Origin of the sequence: Mobilitalea sibirica, assembly GCF_015999265.1 — a bacterium.
Lineage (GTDB): Bacteria > Bacillota > Clostridia > Lachnospirales > Lachnospiraceae > Mobilitalea > Mobilitalea sibirica.
In genome coordinates this window covers 1-21,809 of the sequence record NZ_JAEAGR010000012.1, presented here as the reverse complement: position 1 = coordinate 21,809, position 21,809 = coordinate 1, and the positions used below count along the sequence as shown (strand labels likewise).

Sequence of the window (21,809 nt, the reverse complement as noted above, 5' to 3'; positions counted from 1 at the left end):
GTGCTGTTGCCACTTTCTTCGTTTATGCTGTTCTTTCAAACTGTGAATTGTACAGTTTCGCATAGAAACCGTCTTTTGCCAGCAGTTCTTCATGATTACCCTGTTCTACGATATCTCCTTCATTCATGACCAGAATTAAATCAGCATCCCGTATGGTAGAAAGTCGGTGTGCGATGATGAAACTGGTTCTTCCCTTCATTAAGTGGTCCATTGCTTTTTGAATTAGGATTTCGGTTCTGGTATCCACCGAGCTGGTCGCCTCGTCAAGAATTAGAATTTTGGGATCAGCCAGTATTGCCCGAGCAATGGTTAAAAGCTGTTTCTGACCCTGGGACACATTGTTGGCTTCTTCATTTAAAACCATCTGGTAACCGTCAGGTAAAGTTAAGATAAAATGGTCAACGTGGGCGGCTTTGGCAGCAGCGATTACCTCCTCATCCGTAGCATCTAGTTTAGAGTATCTTATATTATCCATGATTGTTCCGTTAAATAACCAGGCATCCTGTAACACCATTCCAAACATCTTCCTTAATTCATTTCTGTCAAAATCCTTGATATTGTGTCCGTCAATCAAAATTTCACCGCTGTTTACATCGTAAAAACGCATTAACAGCTTAACTATGGTAGTCTTACCGGCTCCGGTTGGACCTACAATCGCTATTTTTTGTCCCTTATTAGCTTTTGCGTTAAAATTATTAATGATAATTTTGTCGGGATGATAACCAAAATAAACCTGTTTAAATTCTACGTTACCCTCTAGGCCTTCGATCGATTTCGCATTTTTTGGAGCCTCGGATTCTTCCTCTTCCTCCAAAAATTGAAACACCCGTTCGGCGGCAGCTGCTGTGGATTGGAACATATTCGCCACCTGGGAAAGCTGTCCGATTGGCATGGTAAAACTACGGATATACTGGAAGAAGGACTGGATCTGACCAATCTTAATCTTTCCCTGAACGGTAAGGTATCCACCCAGGATAGCAACACCTACATAACCGATATTACCGACAAACTGCATAATCGGATGCATCATACCAGAGAGAAACTGTGATTTCCATGCGGATTCATATAATTTCGCATTCTGCTCATCAAATTCTCTCAGAGCATCCTCTTCCTTGTTAAATACTTTCACAATATTGTGACCGCCAAATACTTCTTCCACCTGACCATTGACATGGCCTAAGTATTCCTGTTGTTGGCTAAAATATTTCTGTGATTTTTTGATGATCTTACTCATGATAAGCATAGAAACCGGCATAATCATAAGAGCAAGCAAAGTCATGGCAACACTGATACGAAGCATCATGATTAAGATACCTATGATACTGATAACAGAGGTAATCAGCTGGGTTAAGCTTTGATTTAAGCTTTGGCTTAAGGTATCAACATCGTTGGTTACCCGGGATAGAATCTCACCATGATTCATTGTATCAAAGTAGTTCATCGGCATCCGATGTATCTTCTCAGATATTTCTCTTCGAAACTTATAGGATACCTTTTGTGCAATACCTGTTGTCAGCAGACCCATGATGAAAGAGAATAGGGAGGATATCGAATACAGGAAGATGAGTAGTAACAAAATTCTACCCAGTTTACTAAAATCGATGCCGCTTCCACCGCCAATTTTGCTTACGATACCATTGGCGATCTCCGTGGTAGCATTACCCATAATGGTAGGACCTATAATAGCAAATACAGTACTGCCTATTGCAAAAAGAAACACAATCAAAAAGCCTAGCTTGTATTTAGATAGATAACCCGTAAGCTTTCTCATGGTGCCTTTGAAATCCTTAGCTTTCTCACCGGGACGGCCCATTCCTCCAGGGCCAAAACCCGGGCCCATGGGGCGTCTGCCGGGGGCAGAGCCTATAGGCTTTTGTCCGGGGGCAGCCGGACTTGGCTGCTGTTCCATACTAACTGGGGTTTGTTCCAGTGCTGTATTTGAAGGATTTTGTCCTGCATCTAAATCCATTGACTGCTGTTCTTGTATGGAATTATTTAGCGATATATCGGATCCGTGTTGTTGATTTTCATTGAGTCTTTTCTCTTTTCTATTCATATTCCAACTCCTCCTTTGATAATTGGGAAGATGCAATCTGACGATATACCTCACAGGTTTTAAGTAGATCCTTATGAGTTCCCTTACCAACAATTCGCCCTTCGTCAAGTACTAAAATCTGCTCTGCATGCATGATCGTACTAATTCTTTGAGCTACAATGATAACGGTGCTTTCTGTGAGCTCCTCTTTCAAGGTTTTTCTAAGTACGGAATCGGTTTTATAATCCAGAGCCGAAAAACTGTCATCAAAGATATAGATTTCAGGGTTTTTAGCAATGGCTCTTGCTATGGATAACCTCTGCTTTTGCCCGCCGGAAACATTGGTTCCTCCTTGTGATATCGGAGCATTGAAACCTTCAGGTTTTGCTTCGATAAATTCAGTAGCCTGTGCAATTCTGGCAGCTGATTTTATATCCTCTTTCGTGGCATCGGACTTGCCAAAGGCGATATTGGATTCAATCGAACCGGAGAATAGAACTCCTTTTTGGGGAACATAACCCAGTTTGTTTCTTAAGGAATTTTGTTTCATCTTTCTGATATCTACACCATTTATACGGATGCTTCCGGCCGTTACATCATAAAACCGGGGTATCAGATTAATTAAAGTGGATTTACCGCTGCCGGTACTGCCGATGATGGCCGTCGTTTCACCCGGTTTTGCAACAAAACTGATGTCCGATAATACATCCTCTTTGGCATTTGGATAACGGAATGTTACATTGTTAAACTCCAGATGTCCTTTTCTCTTCTTATCTATGGGTTCTTCCTCTGTTTCCGGATCATGAATTACAGTTTCAACGGATAAAACTTCATCGATACGTTTTGCAGATATGGCAGCTCTGGGAAGAATAACGGATATCATGGTTAACATGAGGAAGGACATAATAATCTGCATGGTATATTGAATAAAAGCCATAATATCACCAACCTGCATTGTCCCACCGTTGATTTTATCAGCTCCAACCCATAGAATTAAGATGGAGACCAGGTTCATAATCAACATAAGAGCCGGCATCATAAAGGTCATAACACGATTAACAAACAGATGATTTTTCGTTAAATCTATGTTTACTTTATCAAAACGCTTCCTTTCGTGGGTTTCGGTACTAAACGCCCGAATAACCGGTAATCCGGTTAGAATTTCTCTGGTTACTAAGTTAATCCGGTCAACTAATTTCTGCATCAGCTTGAATTTGGGCATAGCAACAACCATTAGGGTTGTGATTAAAGTCATAATTGCACCGACACCAACCGCTAAGGTCCATGCCATTGAGGTATTTGTATTTAAGATCTTAAATACACCGCCGGCTGCTAAAATTGGGGAGTAGATTACGATTCGAATTAACATTACCGCCAGCATCTGAACCTGCTGGATGTCATTGGTACTTCTTGTAATAAGGGAGGCAGTGGAAAACTGATCCATCTCTGTATTGGTAAAGGATAATACCTTTTGAAATGTTCTGCTTCTTAAGTCCCTTCCCATTTTAGCTGCGATTCTGGCAGCAAACAGGGTCACCAATATGGAGGCCAGGGTTGCTGCTAAGGCAAGACCGACCATTTTCAGACCTGCCAATAAAATATAATTAGATTGTAGCTGATCCACATCAACACCAATCACTTCATACTCCGCTTTCAAGTAGGTGATCGCTGATTGAGTGACAATCATCTCCGGCATCTGAGCTATGGCGTCCTTCATCCCACTAACAATAGAAGATCTTTGTTGAGGAGGCAGTATTGATAGTATGGATAGTAAATCCATATCTTCATTAACTATCTCGGGTGACAGAGTGGAGAGAAGCTGATCCCTCATTGCTAAGGTTTCTTCGCTTTGGTTTTTGGCACCAAAGGTAAGCATCATTGGGATGGATAGGATAGTTTCCAGACGATCCTCCTCATTCTTATCCCAGATATAAAGGTTCTCCGTTTTAAGCACGGGATACTTCTTGGTATAATCAGACCATTTCGTGGTATTGTATTGACTTTGTTCCATAGGAGAATAATGGAGGTATACGGTGTTTATTTCATCTTCATCCAGGAATAAGGTTAATAAATCTAATTCAGATTGTCGTATTACTTCAGGAACCGGGCTTTCGATTCCGCCCTGCATAATTCCGACGTTTACTATTTGAGAGGTATAAGTAGGTAGTGATAAATCACAATAAGCCTGCAAAATCAGCAGGATTGTTACGGTTAGCATAGCAGCTACCGATTTCTTAAGATGCTTTAATATAATAAACATAATATTTCCTTTCTGATATTTTTGCTTGTGCTGTGTTTATTTCATGGCTATTCCTGCAAATTTCTTTTGATTTTATCTAATAACATAAGATAGGATTTTACTTCCTCTTCGGTAAATCCTTTGAGCATTTGTCCTGTTAGACTGAATAGAAACTCTTTACCCTTTTTGGCTAATCTTTGGCCATCATCAGTAAGATAGACCCTCATAATACGTTTGTCTTCTTCGTCAAGTATACGCTTAACCAGCCCATTCGCCTCTAATTTATTCAACATTCCGGTTATGGTGGCAGGTTTAACAAAATTCTTCTCTGAGAGTTCCTTTTGGGTAATTCCTTCATGTTCTTTAATCAAAGCCAGCAGTTTCGCCTGCCCGGGATAAAGCTTTAGCTCATCCAGATTATCATAGGAGCGTTGATGAATTAACTTAATTACCTCCGAGAATGCATCAATAAAGTTCTTAATATCCTCTCTTTCTTGTTCCATGCTGCATCTCCTTTATAGTTTATGTACAAATTAATTAGGTGCCTAATGATTTTGTATTATAGCACAATGGTATATTAAGTCAATAAAGATTTAATAAAAAAAGAGTATTTAATTTTATTTTAATAAATCGTACAAACCCACCGGATTATCATTGAATGGAGAAGATATCTTGTGTATAATAATGTGGAAATAATTGTATAGAAATAATGACTTTAGATATAACAAGATAATTACACGGAAGATAGGAGAGAGGTGTATGATATGCTATGGGTCATTGTATTTTTGTTGCTGGTATTTGTATACGAAAAGCTATGGAGAGTAAGAAGGTGTATAAGAAAGATACATAACCATATTGAGAGTTTGAATGGATGCGTAACAAGAATTGATAAGGTTTTGGCAAGAGAAGAGATATTTAGAGTCTATTACAGAATAGAGAATCATACATCCTTAGAACATAAGAATGTGAAATTCAGCTTCTTCTATAAAGAAAGATGGTACTAGCTGCAAATCTTAGAAACGGTTAACAGAGCTGTTTCATGCTTAGAAAACGATATAGATAAGGCAGAATATGGGGGGGCACCTTACTATTTGGCGGACATATTCACTGTTTTGTTTTGCCTAATGCGGACATTAATGTACGAAGTAGGCAAACAAAATAGGGGATGTGTCCTCCAACGAGTGTGTGTGGTGCCTCCAATGTTCTGTCTTATCTTTACACAGAACTAAAATATGAAACAGCCTCTTCCGATTACTTGGAGATAGATTTACTTCAGTACCTCCAGCAATACCTGAAGTAGCTTATTATTTAACTCCGGTGTCATAAAGCAGAAGCGGATATACTTATTGTTTAAGAATGGGAAGGTAGAGCAGTCTCTGATCATGAGCCCTTCTCTTATGGCTGCTTCGAATAAATCAAGGGAGGTTATGTCATCTTTTAGTATTTTTACCAATACAAAGTTTGCAATCGGATTAAAGCATTTTACATTTTTATTTGTCTTTAGGATAGAGCAGATACGTTTTCTTTCATTAGCAATTAGCGTTCTGGTTTCCTTAATGTATGCTTCATCAGCGAACATAATCTCTCCGGCGATCGCTGCCAGACTGTTTATCGTCCATGGATTTTTTCTTTGATTCATTTCCTTTAACAGATCGGCATTCCCACAGATTGCATAACCGAGGCGCAGTCCGGGGGCGGCAAAGAATTTGGAAATGCCTCTAAGTATAATCAGGTTATTATAATAATTGGTTAAAGGAGCAGATGTAATTCCCCGAATATCCTCAGCAAATTCAACATAGGTTTCATCAACCATCACGAAGATACCTTTCTTTTTGCAGATGTCAAGAATTTTTCGCATATCAGTTCTTGATATGGCAGAAGAGGTTGGGTTATTCGGATTGCAGATTACAAGCAGTTCAACATCCGAGGTCAGTTCTTTATCAAGGGAGGGGATATCAAGAATAAAATCATTTTCTTCCTCCAGACGGTAATAAAGAGTACTGCCTCCTCCCAGGGCTACTTCCCTTTCATATTCTGAGTAAGTGGGGCCTACGATTAATGCTTTCTTTGGATGCTTGATCTGTATAAATAAAGAGATTAGCTCGGTAGAACCGTTTCCTACAATAATATCATCTGCTTCCGCTCTTATATATTCAGCTATCCTGTTTCTCAAAGAAGTATAATCTCTGTCAGGATAGCTCATGATTGCATCAATTCGCTCTGAAAGAGTAGCTTTTAGTTTCGGGGAAATACCAAGAGGATTTACATTCGCAGAGAAGCTTACAATTTCCTCCTTCTTTATACCATATACCTTTTCTATTGTTTCTAAATCACTTCCGTGAAAATGATCCGTATGTCTTATCATAATGCTCCTTTCCGATAATACTGATTTTATCTGTCTTTTTATCTTAATGGTTGTTAGAATGTTAGATATTAAGATAGGTCCTTATTCCTAGAAAATAAAAATAACGATGAATTCATGCGTAATTATGGAGTGTATATCTGTTAATACTGCCAAAAAAAGGCTCCATAGACTAGATTTTTTTAGGGATTTCGATTATAATTATTCGTAACAAGTTATATTTTGGTTTATAAGTCTTGTTTCTATTATATCCGATTTTATTTAAATTGCAATAATACTAAGCTGGGGTGATAGATTGAAGGAAAAGATTGAGCGTTTGTCAAACGGGGAATTTGAATACGAGCAGCCTTATATTAATTTATCTGTGGAGGAAATCAGGATAAATGTCGAGTCAGGGAAGTCATATGAAGGCAGCTTTACAATCAGTAATAGCATTAACAGAAAGATGAAAGGTGTTGTATACTCCTCCAGTAGATTTTTTACTTTGAAGAACAATACGTTTATCGGGGCCATCAATACGCTCACTTATCAATTAAATGCAGCTTATTTAAATCCGGGAGATACAATAAAAGGTGAAGTTAATATTATTAGCGACTGCGGAGAACGATCCTTACCGTTTTCAGTTCATGTGGAAGCACCGTATTGCTTAACCTCCGTCGGTAAGGTAGGAGATTTGTTTCAATTTACCAACTTGGCAAGGATGGATTGGACGGAAGCGAAGAAAGTATTTCGCAGTGAGGATTTTGAGAGGGTTATCTTACGGGATGATGAAAAATATAAAGTAACTTATAAAAACCTTGTAAAAAGCATTTCAACCAGCCAAGCCTTAGAGGAATTTCTAATTGCGATACATAAAAAATCAAAGATATTTTTAAGCATAGACAAAACTTTGGTAGAGTACAGTGTGAATGAAGATGAATTGATGGACAAGCTTATCCTAACCAAAGATCATTGGGGCTATGCGGAGATAAGGGTAAGTACAGATGTACCCTTTATTCAGTTAGAACAAAAATTCGTATGGGCCGACCGATTCATAGGGAATACACACCAGATTTCCTATGTTTTAAATCCGGAATTTATGAGACCCGGTAAAAATTATGGGCGAATATGGATCAAGACAGTCCATCAGACAATTATAGTTGATGTGGTTTGCAGCTACCACAAGGGTGGAGAAGATAATAAGGAGCATAGATCCATACGGCAGATGGAATATCTGCTAACGAAAAATTATTTGGATTTTCGAACTGAACGGATACATTTAACGGATTATCTGGTAAAAACGGAGGATTTATTGGAGAAGATAACTGTAAGGGAAGATAGTAATTTAGTCGGCCTTATGAAGATACATCTAGCGATTATCTCCGGGAAAAGCAAAGTAGCAGGTCAGCTGCTTGAGGAATTAGCTAAGAATGAAGTGATCCTACGTAAAAAATCGACTGTAGAGTATTGTGCTTATTTGTATTTGGATGCACTTTATCATAAGGATGAAGATACGATTCGTTATGTTACAGATACCATTAGAAGATTTTATAGCAGTGGAAACTTTGATTGGAGAATTTTGTGGTTTTTACTCTATACGGATAAACGCTATGATAAGAATAAAAGCCTTAAATTAGCAGATATAAAGGAACAGTTGGTGGCTGGATGCCATAGTCCTATCCTGTATTTTGAAGCAGTCTGTATCTATAACGAAGAACCGTTTCAATTGCGGGGATTAGGATATTTTGAGATTCAGGCTTTGAACTTTGGAATTAAATACAAGCTCCTTTCCACGGAGGTAGTAAAACAATATACTTATCTGGCAAATAAGTTGAAAAATTTTCATCCGGTTATATTTAAAGGATTAACAAGGTTATACCGGGAGTATAAAGATACAGAGATACTGTCCGCCATATGCTGCATATTAATTAAAGGATTAAAAAGGTCGTCAAAATACTTTGAATGGTATCGGCTTGGGGTAGAAGAACAACTTCGTATCACGGAACTTTATGAATATTATATGTATTCAATTGATGATGAGGCCGAAGTAACTTTGGCGCAACCGGTACTGCTTTACTTTATTTATAACAGCAATATTAACGAAAAAAAGTTGGCATTCTTATATGCAAATATTATAAAAAATAAAGATAATATTGAAGCTATCTACCGTTCTTATTATAAAAAGATGGAGGTATTTGCGAGAAAACAACTGGAGGCGCATAACATAAGCAGGGATTTGGCTGTTTTATATAAGGAGTTCATCGATAAGGAAAGGGTGGATGCAGAGGTGGCCAATCTTCTTCCTCATATCATGTTCAAACATGAGCTGGTTTGTACGAATCCCAATATGGTAGGAGTTACCGTGTTTCATAAGGAATTAGATGAGGAAGATAGCCAACCCTTAATACATGGGAAAGCAATCATTACCTTGTTTAATAAGAATGCGGAGATTTTCTTTACTGATGCCTTTGGAAACCGATATACAGCTTCCATCGATTATAAGATGAAATCGTTTTTACCACCGGAGGATTATGAAGACTGTATTGCCCCTTATTGCAATCATCCAATGCTTCTATTACATCTTTTTGAAAGATATCACAATAACCGGGTATTAACGGATCATGCAATTTCTTTACGAAAGCAGGTTTTAGAAATTGATGGCTTAAAGGAAGCATATGTTATACGCTGTTTGATGACATTAATAGAATACTATTTTGAAAATTATAATGAAGAGTTATTAGAACAGTATCTGTTAAGTCTTGATTTAAACAAGATTAAAACAAAAGAACGGATTAAATTTTTAGAATATATGGTTATGCGGGGACACTATGATAAAGCATTGGAGGCCTTAGAAACTTTTGGATTTGAGGGAGTTGCAGTAAACCGTCTGGTTAAGCTGTGTTCCGGATGGTTAACCCACACCGGGATGGATTCTAAAAAGGATATTCTATTAAATCTATGTCACTATGTATTTATCCATGGTAAGTATGATGATACTATCTTAAAATATCTTGTAGCTTATTATCATGGTCCCACTGCCGCTATGTTTACCATATGGAAAGCGGCGAAAGGTTTTGAGATGGAGACCCATCAACTGGAGGAGAGATTATTAGTTCATATGCTGTTCGCTGAAAGCTATGTTCAGGATAGCTTTATGGTTTTTCAAGAATATTATAAGAATGTATCGAATCGGATTCTTGTTAAGGCTTATCTTACTTACAATGCTTATAAATATCTGGTGCATGACAGGGTGATCAATGAAGAGCTGTTTCCTATAATGAGACGGGAGATAAACTATGAAGAAAATGACATCTGTCTTTTTGCTTGGCTAAAATATAATGCAAAAAATCAAGAACTCTCAGAAACAGATATTAGCTTCATAGATTTTCATCTACATAGATTGGAGAAAAAGGGTATTGTATTGCCCTTCTTCCCTGAATTTGAGAAGTTTGTTAAACTACCGGAACGGATCATAAATAAGTGTTACATTGAGTATAAAACAGATATTAAAAAACAGGTTTATATTCATTATCGAATATTGAGAAATGATAGCGAAAATGATTATATTACGGAACGGTTGCCGAATGTTTTTCTTGGGATACATGTAAAAGAATTTATGCTCTTTTATAATGAAGTACTGCAATACTATATCACCGAGGAATCAGAGGATGATGTGACAATTACGGAGAGTTTTCATGTACATTACGACAAAGAAGTACCTGAGGAGGAAGAGTCAAAATTTAATCAGATCAATTTAATGCTTATGGCAATGGAAATGAAGGATGAAATGACATTACTGGAGCTAATGGAGAATTATATTAAATCAGAATATATCATATCCAAAAATTTCGAACCCCTAAATTAGCGGATGTCCAGATTCAATATATGTTAGATAACTCAAGAAATCGATTTGCAGATATTGTGTTAAGGACTAAAGTTTCGGTGTAAGATGAATGGAGATTAGTATGGAAACTCAAAGAAAATTAATCGTAGGCTATGATTTGTGTGAAGATTTTTCTCAAATAAGTTGTTATAGTTATAAAACATTTGAACCTATTCCGATCTGTCAAAATGAAAGAGAGGAAGAAAGTAGCCTGATACCAACAGCCCTCTTCATAAAAAATGATACAAGGTTGTGGTATTATGGTAAAGAAGCAATTAACGGTTCCTTAAATGACGAGGGTATCCTTATCGATGGGCTTATTTCCAGACTTCGTAACAAAGAACAGATTGAAGTTTATGAACAAAGGTTATCCGGTGTGGATCTTATGGAAAAATTCCTAAGAAAGACTTTAACTCTGATTAAGAATTATTTTCCGACAGATACGATTACAAAATTGGTTATAACAGTTCGTGAGATGGAGCCTGTTGTAGTGGAAGGTATCTATGAAGCATTATCGATACTTGGTATTTTAAAGGACAGGGCTGTTATCATGAGCCATGCCAGCGCCTATATGTATTTTGCATTAAGTCAGGACCGTTCCTTATGGGTAAATGATGTAGCTTTATTTGATTTTAATGAGAACAGCTTAAATTATTACCAAATCAGTATTAATCGTAGGGTAACACCTATGATTGCGGGTATGGAAAAAAAAGAGTTTACAGATACCTTAAGCTATTCCATGCTAAAGGAAAATGGTTTAAATATAAGCTATATCTTTGAAAATATAGTGAATAATGTATTACATAAACAGATAATTTCAACGATTTATTTTACCGGTAAGGGATTTGAAGGTAATTGGGCCGATGAGGTAATAAAAAGTCTTTGCACAGGTCGAAGAGTATTCTTAGGACATAATTTGTATACAAAGGGTGCATGTTTTGCGGCAAAGGAGCTGGTTGGAGATTGTAAACTGAGTGATTTCATTCTGTTAAATGATGAGATGATTGTAAGTTCGGTATGGATACGAGTTTACTCTGATGCCTCTATGAAGGAGATTGCCTTAACTGATGCAGCAATCCCATGGTATGATATTGATCAGACCATTGAGGTAATACCGGATGATGAAACGGAGCTGGAATTTGTATTTCGTAATATTATGACCAGAGAGATAAGACGGGAACGATTTCAGATTACGAAGCTTCCTGACAGGCCAAATAGAATGACCAGAATGGAAATCAATTTGACATGTATTGATAAATCCAAAGTTAAAATCAGGGTAACTGATCTGGGTTTTGGGGATCTTTATCCTCCGAGCGGACTTACTTGGGAATATCTATTAGATATCTGATGAAGAGAGGAAATTAAGTATGGGCAAGATGATACTTTGCAGCGGTTTAAGAACAACAAGACCATATGTTTTTACAACAACCGGTATCCGTATCTATTCCATTGAAGAGCTATGCTATTATATCTGGAAGCAAATCTATTTTATAGATAAGGATATGTTTTCTGAGGCTCTTATTGATTGGATTGGTGCAGAGCTCAACTTAACTCATCGGGCAGAGAAGCTACGGGTTTTAAGAGAGAATAACGCAGATTTGAAAACATTGGTAACAGCGATTCTTTGTAGTGCGGATTATTATTCGGAATATGAGATTAAAAGCATCTTAAAAATGGTTGATGAAATTGCAGATATGCCCCTGGTAAAGAGGAATTTCATTCGGGCGAACAGCTACCTTAAAAATCAACAATATATTGAGGCGGCAGGTGAATATGAAAGAATTTTAAACTCCGATGAAGTGATAGGCCTTACGCCGGAGGAATACGGGGATATTTTGCATAATCTGGCGGTTGCCATAATACATAGTAAGGGTAGCAAGGAGGCAATTGATATCTTTCGGGAAGCCTATGAGCGAAATAATAGGGAAAAAACCCTGCTACATTATCTTTACTCTATTAGACTTAGTAATAACATAGATCTATTTTGTAAAAAATGTGAAGAGTATCAGATAAGTAATGATGTAAAGGAAGAATTACTAAAAAAGATGGATAGGGAGATTGAAGAAGCGAATGAAAGTGATATGATGGATGAAATCAAGCACTTAAAGAACTTGAGGATAGCCGGTAAAATACATGAATTTCATCAAAAAGCAGAAGGAATATTGGAACGTTGGATGTCCCTGGTCAGAAATAGCTAAGGCCTAGCTTTATGAAGTGGCTTAAATAAAATCAGCATGTGCAACTCCTATTATTAAACAAAAAAGTAATTTCATCGCATGATAGAAGTATCTGTTTGACAGAATTAAAAAGACTTTAAAAAACCAAAGAATGGTTGGTACAGGAGAGAAAAATATGGGATTCATGGGATTGTTTTCGTCTAAAAAAGCAAGAAATAGACAAAAAGATATTGGGCAGAATGAGCCGAAGCTAACTGCCTTAACAAGGGACGGAAAAAAGTCTGTAAGCTTGGGTACGAAATCCGATCGAATTACGTTCATTAAAGATAATTGTGAATTAATTACGGAAAGTGAGCGCCGTATTGAGGAAGCGAAGATAGAATATCAGGCAGTTACCTCCTATCTGACGGATATGCAAAAGATAGATTTAATTCCTTCCGAGCAAAGAGAGCTTTTAGAGGATGCTGCCCGTCAAATTTTTAATTTGAACAAGGAACGCTCTAAATTTCAGAAGAAAAGCTCTAATATCTCAGATATTCAATACCGGATGCTGGAGCGATATGAAATGCAGATTCCGAAAGAACTTGCCGCACTAAAGGAAAGTGAGCAGTACCAGGGAGTGATTCAAAAGGATATCGAATATCTTGATAAGGAAAAGCAGGGGCTACAAGAGGCAGAGAAAGATATTATTAATAAACAGGGTTATTTGAAGGGGATTTCAATTACAACATTTGTTATCGTCATTTTATTATTTGGTTTTTTTGCTTTGCTGTCAAACTATACAAAGGCTAACCTTACATTACCGTTTTTGCTGACCGTATTAATGGGAATGGCATCTTCTCTTTACATTTTTATGGAGACAAGAAAGAATACCCATGATCTCAAAGTGATAGGCATAAAACAAAATAGACAGATTATGCTAATGAATAAGGTGAAGATTAAATCGGTTAATAACCGAAACTTTCTAGAATATAGCTATAGCAAATATATGGTGGATAGTTATGAACATTTAAAAAGTCTTTGGGAAGAATACGTAAGGATAAAAGATGAGACCAGAAGATATCAAAACAATACAGAGCTATTAGAGTTTTATAACAATCAATTGATTCAGGAATTGAAAAAGTTTCATATCAAAGATTCAGAGATATGGATTTATCAACCCTCAGCTATCTTAGATAACAGAGAGATGGTAGAGGTCAGACACAGACTTAATGTACGAAGACAAAAACTAAGAGAAGGCATGGATACCAACACAAAGCAAAAAGAGGAAGCACTTCATTCTATAAAGAAAACATTAAAGGCATACCCGGATTGCATAGATGAGGTGGGGTATCTCTTACAAGGATATCATATATCGTTAGAGGATTAGTATCATATAATAAAAAAGGTCTTATGTTTATTTATAATAAATAAAAACAAGTAAGGATAATAACATGTAAAACCAGAACAACGTGTTGTAAAAAACAGGGAGATGACAGAATGGAAGTAAAGGTTTGCAAAAATTGTAGAAGACTGTTTAAATATATCTATGGGCCCGATTTATGTCCGGATTGCTTAAAATTGATACCCAAGGAAGAACAGGATCAAAACAATAAACATATGAAAGCCACCTTAACACCACTGGTGAAGGAGGATGAAGAGAAATTTGAGCAGGTAAGAGATTATATAATGACTCATCCGAGGGCGACCATAGTCCAGATATCAGAAGTGAATGATGTAGCACCAACCAAACTATTAGAATGGGTCAGACAGGACCGTTTAGAATTTTCAGAAGAGTCAAAGGATGCCTGGTTTAATTGTGAAAAATGCGGAACAAAGATAAAGAGCGGTAGGCTGTGCAATCGTTGTAAGATTAGGTAAAATACACGATATATCAATTTGTGTTTCCAGTGGTCAAAGCCCAATTCTCACATTTTGGATATGGATCTATAATACGGTTATGAGGGATAGAAATGAAAAGTCAAATATTCAATCTCTTTAAAGAGTGTTTTTTTAGTATTCCCATCACAGAGGATATTTTTTATTCCCTGTTTGATTATAAGAATTGTAATATTATAACAAAACATGAGGATAATATTCTGATCGGTTTTTCGGCTGTACGAGATAACAACATTCTATTGCTATGTGTAGCTCCCAAATATCAGCACAGGGGCTATGGACGGCATCTTTTACTGGAAAGTGAAGAGCTTATTAAGAGGAAAGGATATAATACAATCGTTCTTGGAGACACGTCGTCAAAGTTTTTTCTCGGTGCACCCACGACAGAAAAAGAATGGCAAGAGAAACATAATTATTTCTTTGAAAAGTTTGGTTATACGGCGAATAATGGGTGTCTTGAGATGGTTATGCAATTAAAAAACTATAATCTGGAACACTTAAATATAGAGCTATATCCTAAAAATATATCCTTTGAATATTGGACGAAGAAAGATAAGACCGAACTTCTTAAGGCTGTAAAAGAAGTGGAGGAAGACTGGGTTACATATTTTGAATATGATTTACCTATTTATGTGGCAATGGAGCACGGAACCTGTGTAGGGTTTACGATATTAAGCTTTGATGATACAACCCTATGTAGTAATGGTTACAATAAAGTAGGAATGTTTGGTTGTGTCGGAGTAATTCCCAGTAAAAGAAGTTGTGGAATAGGCCTTGCGATGGTTGCCCATGGAACCAATGAACTGAGAAAGAACGGTTGCGATGAATCCTACATTCATTATACCTATTTAGATAAATGGTATAGTAAATTGGGCTATCAACCAATCCTATGGTATTGGTTTGGTAAGAAAAGACTGGATGATTAACAGGAATATAGAGAATTATGGAATGGATTTCATTACTCAATAATGATAACAAAGAGATGAAAATAATGCAAAAGAGCCTTGTAGTTCATTCTGTACAGGGCCAATGTATTAAATAATATACACAGAGAGGTAATTATGGAGAATAGTAATAAAGTAGAAAAAGGTAGATTAATCGGTCAAGGTAATACGGCTGAAATATATGAGATACCTCCGGATAGGATCTTAAAGCTTTATCGTGATGGTATACCCAAGGAGGCATGCGAACATGAATTTTACGTTACACAAAATGTGAGCCGTTTATTAGGAGTTTGCCCTAAAGCTTATGAAGTCGTTCATACCGATGGAAGGATAGGAGCAATATACGAAAAAGTAGACGGAATCACTATGCTCAAATGCATGTTGGCAAAAGTATGGACGGTTCGAAAACAAGCAAAATTATTAGCACATTACCATAAAGAAATTCAACAAGAAGTAGATTTTCAGATTTATTCTGTTAAGGATAAACTAAGGTTTGAAATTAAAAAGGTAACGGAGCTGTCTGATTCAGACAAAGAAAAGATTTTTAGGTACATCGATACCTTGCCGGAGGGGAATTTCTTATGTCATTTTGATTTTCATCCTGATAATATAATTATTAATAAGGAAAGAAAATATATTATTGACTGGATGACAGCCTGTGTAGGTGATTACAAAGCTGATGTTGCCCGTACCTGTCTAATGTTAAAATATGCTGAGGTTCCCAGAATATCCAAGGTTGTTGGATATGTTATTAAGTTACTTCAAAACTGGATATATCAAAACTATAGAAAAGAATATCTAAGAATTTCCGGTCTTACTATGAAAGATATTAAAAAATGGGAGATCCCGGTGGCAGCTGCACGTCTGAGTGAATGGGTACCGGAAAAGGAGAAGGAGAAATTATTAGATATTATAAGAAAGTACATAGATAAATAGCCAAAATCTAGAAGAAGAAAGGGTATTATGGATTCTACGTTAATCTACGTATTTGAAGCTGAGTATTAATGTGGAGGAAAGAGTGATAAAATATGAACATTCAATTAAAAGAAATTACGTCGGATAACTGGCTCGCCTGTGTTAACCTAAAAGTTCATGACAGTCAAAAGAGCTATGTTGCGCCAAATGCATTTTCCCTTGCGCAAGCGGCTTATGAAGCGAATCTATATCCCTTAGCTATATATAAGGAAGATGAGATGGTAGGATTTATGATGTATGACTATGATGATGAGCTTCAACTGTGGGGTATGTGCCGCTTAATGATAGATGAAAAACATCAGAAAAAGGGTTATGGAAGAGAAGCTTTGTTACAGCTGCTTGATCTGGTTCAACTACGCCATGGAAATGTTTTGTTTTACACCAGTGTAGAACCTGAGAATAAGGTGGCATTAAAATTATATGAAGACTTAGGATTTGTCAACACCGGAAAAATGTTTTATGATGAGATTTTACTAACGAAACAGCTATAAAAGACAACATATGATATCACTAGATGACGCATAGTGAATGAATTTTATATTTACAAAAAAAGAATGGAATATATAATATGATAAATAATACAACAATTTGTGAAAGCTGTCATAATTATTACTTCGATGAAGACTATGACTGTTATGTATGCCAGGCCAATTTAGATGAGGATGAAATGTCTCAGTTTTTACGAAATACATTCTATAATTGCCCCTATTATCAACAAAGTGATGATTATAAAATTGTAAGAAAACAGATATAATACTAATTATAAATCGAAAAAACACTTGACATTATGAAAATCTTTGCATAGTATATAACTAATATTTCATATGGTAAATGTAATGATGGAGAGGGATAGATAAGATCCGCTTACCAGAGAGGGCCACTCACCGGCTGAAAGGTGGTCTAAAGCAAGCTTACCTACGGTAGCTCCTGAACAGCATATCTGAAGCCTTGTGGTGTGTAGGAATTGCCGGGATGTCCCGTTACAGACGCATTGAGTTGACCTAAAAGCATCTTACCTAATCGATGCATGGTCATAAATAAAGGTGGTACCACGGTTCTTCGTCCTTTGAGACGCAGAACCTTTTTTATTGTATAGGAAAATGCGCCCTATACTAACGGTGTATTGATAGTTTTTCATTATAGGATTATATGCATATTTAATTCGTATATAATTCATCAAATTCTCAATACACAGGTGCTTGCGTATCGGAAATAAATTTGTACGACTTTATAATTTTCGTAGAAGCACTAGCAGAGATTTTGTGACGAATAGTCTGGAAAATGTCCATGGAGGGACATTTTAGGTGTGAGTGACATGGATGTCGCTTCACACCGACAGACTGCTTTCGTTACAAAATTGATGCATAGTGATTCTTGAAAATTATAACCGGAATAAAAATATATTTCCGATACGAAAGCACCGTCACTTTGAGTAGAAGGAGAGATTACTATGAAAAAAGAACTCGCTAAAACCTATGATCCCAAGGACATAGAAGAGAGACTGTATCAGAAATGGATGGATAAGAATTATTTTCATGCGAAAGTCGATAAAAGCAAAAAACCCTTTACGATTGTGATTCCCCCGCCAAACATTACAGGACAGCTCCATATGGGCCATGCCTTAGATAATACCATGCAAGATATTATCATTCGTCTTAAAAGAATGCAGGGCTATAATACCCTGTGGCAGCCGGGAACCGATCATGCCAGTATCGCAACCGAGGTTAAAATAATAGAACAACTTCGTAAAGAAGGTATTGAAAAAGAAGATTTAGGAAGAGAAGGCTTTCTTGATAGAGCTTGGCAGTGGAAGGAAGAATATGGTGGTAGGATTATCTCCCAGCTAAAGAAACTGGGTTCCTCCTGTGACTGGGAGAGAGAACGCTTTACCATGGACGAAGGCTGTTCCGATGCTGTACTGGAAGTATTCGTTAAGTTATATGAGGAAGGCTATATCTATAAGGGTTCTAAAATCATTAACTGGTGCCCGGTTTGTCAAACAACCATTTCCGATGCAGAGGTTGAGCATGAAGAAAAGGCAGGACATTTTTGGCATATCAAATACCCGATTGCCGGAGAAGACGGTTTCGTAGAAGTTGCCACCACCAGACCGGAGACAATGCTCGGAGATACGGCAGTAGCCGTTCATCCGGAGGATGAGAGATATCAGCATCTGATTGGTAAGAAGGTTATTCTCCCGTTACTTAATAAGGAGATTCCGGTAATTGCAGATACTTATGTAGATAAGGAGTTTGGTACCGGTGTTGTTAAGATAACCCCTGCTCATGACCCAAATGATTTTGAAGTGGGCAAAAGACACAATCTGCCTGAAATCAATGTAATGAACAATGATGCTACAATTAATGAAAATGGTGGAAAATATGCAGGAATGGATCGTTATGAAGCCCGTAAGCAGATGGTTAGGGATCTGGAGGAGTTGGGTCTGCTAGTTAAGGTAAAGGACCATGTTCATAACGTTGGTATGCATGACAGATGTAACACTACGGTTGAACCATTAGTAAAGCAGCAGTGGTTTGTTAAAATGGATGAACTTATTAAACCGGCAGTAGAGGCGGTAAAATCCGGTGAAATCCAGTTTGTACCGGAACGCTTTGATAAGATATATTTTAACTGGACTGACAATATTAGAGACTGGTGTATCTCCAGACAGCTTTGGTGGGGCCATCGTATCCCGGCCTATTACTGTGACGGCTGCGGCGAAATAATTATTGCGAAAGAAGAGCCCTCCAGATGTACGAAATGTGGTCATACCACTCTGAGACAGGATGAGGATACCTTGGATACCTGGTTCTCCTCCGCCCTGTGGCCTTTCTCAACCTTGGGCTGGCCGGATAAGACAGAAGACCTGGATTACTTTTACCCCACGGATGTCTTGGTAACCGGATATGATATTATATTCTTCTGGGTTATCCGTATGGTATTCTCGGGTTATAAGCAGATGGGAGAAAAGCCCTTCAGTAAGGTATTAATTCATGGGTTAATTAGAGACTCCCAAGGTCGTAAGATGAGTAAGTCCTTGGGTAATGGTATCGATCCTCTTGAAATTATTGATAAATACGGCGCAGATGCTCTTCGTCTTTCCTTGGTTACCGGTAACGCTCCCGGTAATGATATGCGTTTTTACTGGGAGAGAGTTGAGGCAAGTAGAAACTTTGCCAACAAAGTATGGAATGCTTCCCGTTTCATTATGATGAATCTGGAGAAGGCAGACATCGGAGAAACAATCGATGAGAAGTTACTGACTGTTGCTGATAAGTGGATTTTGTCAAAAGCAAATACCCTGGTTAAGGAAGCAACGGAAAATCTTGAAACCTTTGAACTTGGTATAGCGGTTCAAAAAATCTATGATTTTATCTGGGAGGAATTCTGCGATTGGTATATTGAGATGGTGAAACCCAGATTATATAGTGAAACCGATGAGACGAAAGCGGCAGCACTATGGACGTTAAAGCATGTACTTACGATTTCTCTAAAACTGCTTCACCCTTATATGCCTTTCGTTACGGAAGAGATTTTCTGTACTTTACAGGAAATGTCCGGTCAAAATAATGAGGAATCTATCATGATTTCCCAGTGGCCTGTATATAATAGTAACAGAGAATATGATAAGGAGTCGGAAGCAGTAGAACTGATTAAGGAAGCTGTGAAAGGAATACGTAATGTACGTACCGAGATGAACGTTCCTCCGAGCAGGAAAGCAACGGTTATCGTTGTATCCGATAACGATAAGATCAGGGATATTTTCACCGAAAGTAAAGTATTCTTTGCAACACTTGGATATGCGAATGAGGTTTTAATTCAGAAGGATAAAGCAGGTATACCAGAGGATGCTGTATCTACAGTCATTCCGGGAGCTGTTATCTATATACCGTTTGCCGATCTGGTTGATATCGAGAAGGAAATTGAAAGACTTACGAAGGAAAAGCAACGTCTTGAAGGTGAATTAAAGCGAGTAAACGGTATGCTTTCTAATCCAAACTTCGTTAACAAGGCACCGGAAAGCAAATTGGCGGAGGAGCGGGCAAAGCAAGAGAAATATACAGATATGATGAGGCAGGTTACTGAGAGATTAGAACAACTAAGTAATTAGGATGAATTAAGTTAGTAAGATGATAGTTTTAGCATAATTTTACGAGCGTGAACAAGAACCTCAAAAATATATGGGTATAAAAGCGTGTGATGACTCATCACACGCTTTTATAGGTTAAGCTAGTCTAGAGTAGGCATGAATACTGCTCTAATTGTTTCTTTGAATAAGATTAAAGAATAATAGATCGTTAATAAATAGGTTGATTTCATATAATGATAGCTATAAGATATAGTTAATGGATCATGCTTATTTTACCCAGCTGGGATATTTAAGATGATATAAAAACAATTAAGGCGGAATTGAAATGTTCAAAATAATGAGAGCAAAGATACCTATTCTGATTCTGTTACTCATTCTTGTTTTAGTATCCCTTTCTGAGCAGAACGATACAAAAGAACAGAACGAAACCAAAGAGAACGAAACCAAAGAGCAGGAAGAAATATCCGATCATACAGATAAAACCACCTCTCCTTTGACTGATTTAAGAATGTTACAGCTAATATTTCCTGAGTATGAATTTTTCTCCGAAGATACTTATTACTTAGCCGTAGATAAAGAAAGTGGTATACTTAGGACATTCAGAATCATTGACACCAAAAGAAGCAGTTATGGTAAAGTTGTAGTAATTGAGGAGGAGAGTAATGCTCATGTTGCCGGCTTTAAGCCAATTTATATTGCTATAATCGATGAAGCAGAGAAAGAAATGGTAACTGAATTACTATCATTTCCGGCAGATGTATATGAGTATTTACTTAGTGTAGATGACACTACTGTAGAATTGTATTATGGTGGATGTACCATCTATCAGGGCTGGGAATCCTGCTATGGAGGTAAGTGGATACTTGAGAATAATCAATGGAATATGATATGGCCTGAGTATAATTATCAAAGTACAGAATATTATGATTACTGGGAAAACAGAAAGGCAATCATCAAAGAAAACCATATGGAAATATTAACTCGAATAACCTTGCCCCAAGAAGATGAGGAGCTAATACCTGATTATACCTGGAGATATGAAAAAAGCATAGAATAGTGTCTATATGTTAGTAGATATGTAACATTATATATACTTAATAGATATAGAAACCGAAACCGTGATAGTGTCAACATTTTTGTGTAAATAGATTTATGAGTACTTCAGGTTAAACATCTCCTGAAGATCATCATAAGCCATAGCAAAACCCCTGAGCTTTTTGGTAGACCAATTATTATTGTATTGAACA

At 37.1% G+C, this 21,809-nt stretch carries 17 protein-coding genes; 12 read left to right on the top strand and 5 right to left on the bottom strand.

The annotated features are described in order from the left end of the window. Positions 1 to 22: 22 nt before the first annotated feature. The 3 genes from I5677_RS11480 to I5677_RS11470 all read right to left on the bottom strand — a co-directional run bounded on the left by I5677_RS11480 (position 23) and on the right by I5677_RS11470 (position 4,777). Positions 23 to 1,840 carry an ABC transporter ATP-binding protein gene (locus I5677_RS11480; protein WP_197661851.1) on the bottom strand — a complete coding sequence of 606 codons (1,818 nt, stop codon included), beginning with the start codon at positions 1,838 to 1,840 and terminating at the stop codon, positions 23 to 25. 208 nt (positions 1,841 to 2,048) lie between these two features. Continuing rightward, positions 2,049 to 4,295, bottom strand: a complete 2,247-nt coding sequence (locus I5677_RS11475; RefSeq protein ID WP_197661738.1) for an ABC transporter ATP-binding protein — start codon at positions 4,293 to 4,295, stop codon at positions 2,049 to 2,051. Between the two features lie 47 nt (positions 4,296 to 4,342). Continuing rightward, a complete protein-coding gene (locus I5677_RS11470; protein ID WP_197661737.1) occupies positions 4,343 to 4,777 on the bottom strand; it encodes a MarR family winged helix-turn-helix transcriptional regulator in 435 nt (144 codons plus the stop codon). Positions 4,778 to 5,038: 261 nt separating this feature from the next. Here I5677_RS11470 and I5677_RS11465 point away from each other — a divergent pair, with 261 nt between their 5' ends. Then, complete coding sequence (locus I5677_RS11465) at positions 5,039 to 5,278, top strand: hypothetical protein (protein ID WP_197661736.1); 240 nt, start codon at positions 5,039 to 5,041, stop codon at positions 5,276 to 5,278. Positions 5,279 to 5,541: 263 nt separating this feature from the next. On the opposite strand, the gene I5677_RS11460 is transcribed toward I5677_RS11465, so the two are convergent. Then, complete coding sequence (locus I5677_RS11460) at positions 5,542 to 6,639, bottom strand: pyridoxal phosphate-dependent aminotransferase (protein WP_197661735.1); 1,098 nt, start codon at positions 6,637 to 6,639, stop codon at positions 5,542 to 5,544. 292 nt (positions 6,640 to 6,931) lie between these two features. On the opposite strand from I5677_RS11460, the gene I5677_RS11455 reads away from it, so the two are divergent. The 9 genes from I5677_RS11455 (at position 6,932) to I5677_RS11415 (ending at position 17,226) form a co-directional block, all read left to right on the top strand. Next, positions 6,932 to 10,480: a DUF5717 family protein gene (locus tag I5677_RS11455; RefSeq protein ID WP_197661734.1), complete on the top strand. Its 3,549-nt coding sequence runs from the start codon at positions 6,932 to 6,934 to the stop codon at positions 10,478 to 10,480. Between the two features lie 100 nt (positions 10,481 to 10,580). Beyond that, entirely contained in the window at positions 10,581 to 11,846 is a 1,266-nt protein-coding gene (locus tag I5677_RS11450; RefSeq protein ID WP_197661733.1) for a DUF5716 family protein, read from the top strand. Positions 11,847 to 11,865: 19 nt separating this feature from the next. Next, on the top strand, positions 11,866 to 12,696 hold the full coding sequence (locus tag I5677_RS11445) for a tetratricopeptide repeat protein (protein WP_197661732.1): 831 nt from the start codon (positions 11,866 to 11,868) through the stop codon (positions 12,694 to 12,696). Positions 12,697 to 12,850: 154 nt separating this feature from the next. Next, positions 12,851 to 14,044 carry a hypothetical protein gene (locus I5677_RS11440; protein WP_197661731.1) on the top strand — a complete coding sequence of 398 codons (1,194 nt, stop codon included), beginning with the start codon at positions 12,851 to 12,853 and terminating at the stop codon, positions 14,042 to 14,044. A 110-nt stretch (positions 14,045 to 14,154) separates the two neighbouring features. Further along, on the top strand, positions 14,155 to 14,535 hold the full coding sequence (locus I5677_RS11435; RefSeq protein WP_197661729.1) for a hypothetical protein: 381 nt from the start codon (positions 14,155 to 14,157) through the stop codon (positions 14,533 to 14,535). 92 nt (positions 14,536 to 14,627) lie between these two features. Next, a complete protein-coding gene (locus tag I5677_RS11430; RefSeq protein WP_197661728.1) occupies positions 14,628 to 15,479 on the top strand; it encodes a GNAT family N-acetyltransferase in 852 nt (283 codons plus the stop codon). 135 nt (positions 15,480 to 15,614) lie between these two features. Continuing rightward, the gene (locus I5677_RS11425; protein WP_197661727.1) at positions 15,615 to 16,433 is read left to right on the top strand and encodes a phosphotransferase family protein; all 819 of its coding nucleotides are present in this window, start codon (positions 15,615 to 15,617) and stop codon (positions 16,431 to 16,433) included. A 92-nt stretch (positions 16,434 to 16,525) separates the two neighbouring features. Further along, on the top strand, positions 16,526 to 16,963 hold the full coding sequence (locus I5677_RS11420; protein ID WP_197661726.1) for a GNAT family N-acetyltransferase: 438 nt from the start codon (positions 16,526 to 16,528) through the stop codon (positions 16,961 to 16,963). A gap of 77 nt (positions 16,964 to 17,040) precedes the next feature. Beyond that, positions 17,041 to 17,226 carry a DUF6472 family protein gene (locus I5677_RS11415; protein WP_197661725.1) on the top strand — a complete coding sequence of 62 codons (186 nt, stop codon included), beginning with the start codon at positions 17,041 to 17,043 and terminating at the stop codon, positions 17,224 to 17,226. 161 nt (positions 17,227 to 17,387) lie between these two features. On the opposite strand, the gene I5677_RS11410 is transcribed toward I5677_RS11415, so the two are convergent. Continuing rightward, positions 17,388 to 17,525: a hypothetical protein gene (locus tag I5677_RS11410; RefSeq protein ID WP_197661724.1), complete on the bottom strand. Its 138-nt coding sequence runs from the start codon at positions 17,523 to 17,525 to the stop codon at positions 17,388 to 17,390. 397 nt (positions 17,526 to 17,922) lie between these two features. Between I5677_RS11410 and I5677_RS11405 the strand changes: the two genes are divergently transcribed. Then, the gene (locus I5677_RS11405) at positions 17,923 to 20,583 is read left to right on the top strand and encodes a valine--tRNA ligase (RefSeq protein WP_197661723.1); all 2,661 of its coding nucleotides are present in this window, start codon (positions 17,923 to 17,925) and stop codon (positions 20,581 to 20,583) included. Positions 20,584 to 20,887: 304 nt separating this feature from the next. Then, positions 20,888 to 21,619, top strand: coding sequence for a hypothetical protein (locus tag I5677_RS11400; RefSeq protein ID WP_197661722.1), 732 nt, complete (start codon positions 20,888 to 20,890; stop codon positions 21,617 to 21,619). The last annotated feature ends 190 nt before the right edge of the window (positions 21,620 to 21,809 follow it).

Bases quoted from the DNA above. Each gene is read 5' to 3' on its own strand.
- I5677_RS11480 (WP_197661851.1), bottom strand. From the start codon at position 1,840: ATGGGCCCGGGTTTTGGCCCTGGAGGAATGGGCCGTCCCGGTGAGAAA.
- I5677_RS11475 (WP_197661738.1), bottom strand. From the start codon at position 4,295: ATGTTTATTATATTAAAGCATCTTAAGAAATCGGTAGCTGCTATGCTA.
- I5677_RS11470 (WP_197661737.1), bottom strand. From the start codon at position 4,777: ATGGAACAAGAAAGAGAGGATATTAAGAACTTTATTGATGCATTCTCG.
- I5677_RS11465 (WP_197661736.1), top strand. From the start codon at position 5,039: ATGCTATGGGTCATTGTATTTTTGTTGCTGGTATTTGTATACGAAAAG.
- I5677_RS11460 (WP_197661735.1), bottom strand. From the start codon at position 6,639: ATGATAAGACATACGGATCATTTTCACGGAAGTGATTTAGAAACAATA.
- I5677_RS11450 (WP_197661733.1), top strand. From the start codon at position 10,581: ATGGAAACTCAAAGAAAATTAATCGTAGGCTATGATTTGTGTGAAGAT.
- I5677_RS11445 (WP_197661732.1), top strand. From the start codon at position 11,866: ATGGGCAAGATGATACTTTGCAGCGGTTTAAGAACAACAAGACCATAT.
- I5677_RS11440 (WP_197661731.1), top strand. From the start codon at position 12,851: ATGGGATTCATGGGATTGTTTTCGTCTAAAAAAGCAAGAAATAGACAA.
- I5677_RS11435 (WP_197661729.1), top strand. From the start codon at position 14,155: ATGGAAGTAAAGGTTTGCAAAAATTGTAGAAGACTGTTTAAATATATC.
- I5677_RS11430 (WP_197661728.1), top strand. From the start codon at position 14,628: ATGAAAAGTCAAATATTCAATCTCTTTAAAGAGTGTTTTTTTAGTATT.
- I5677_RS11425 (WP_197661727.1), top strand. From the start codon at position 15,615: ATGGAGAATAGTAATAAAGTAGAAAAAGGTAGATTAATCGGTCAAGGT.
- I5677_RS11420 (WP_197661726.1), top strand. From the start codon at position 16,526: ATGAACATTCAATTAAAAGAAATTACGTCGGATAACTGGCTCGCCTGT.
- I5677_RS11415 (WP_197661725.1), top strand. From the start codon at position 17,041: ATGATAAATAATACAACAATTTGTGAAAGCTGTCATAATTATTACTTC.
- I5677_RS11405 (WP_197661723.1), top strand. From the start codon at position 17,923: ATGAAAAAAGAACTCGCTAAAACCTATGATCCCAAGGACATAGAAGAG.
- I5677_RS11400 (WP_197661722.1), top strand. From the start codon at position 20,888: ATGTTCAAAATAATGAGAGCAAAGATACCTATTCTGATTCTGTTACTC.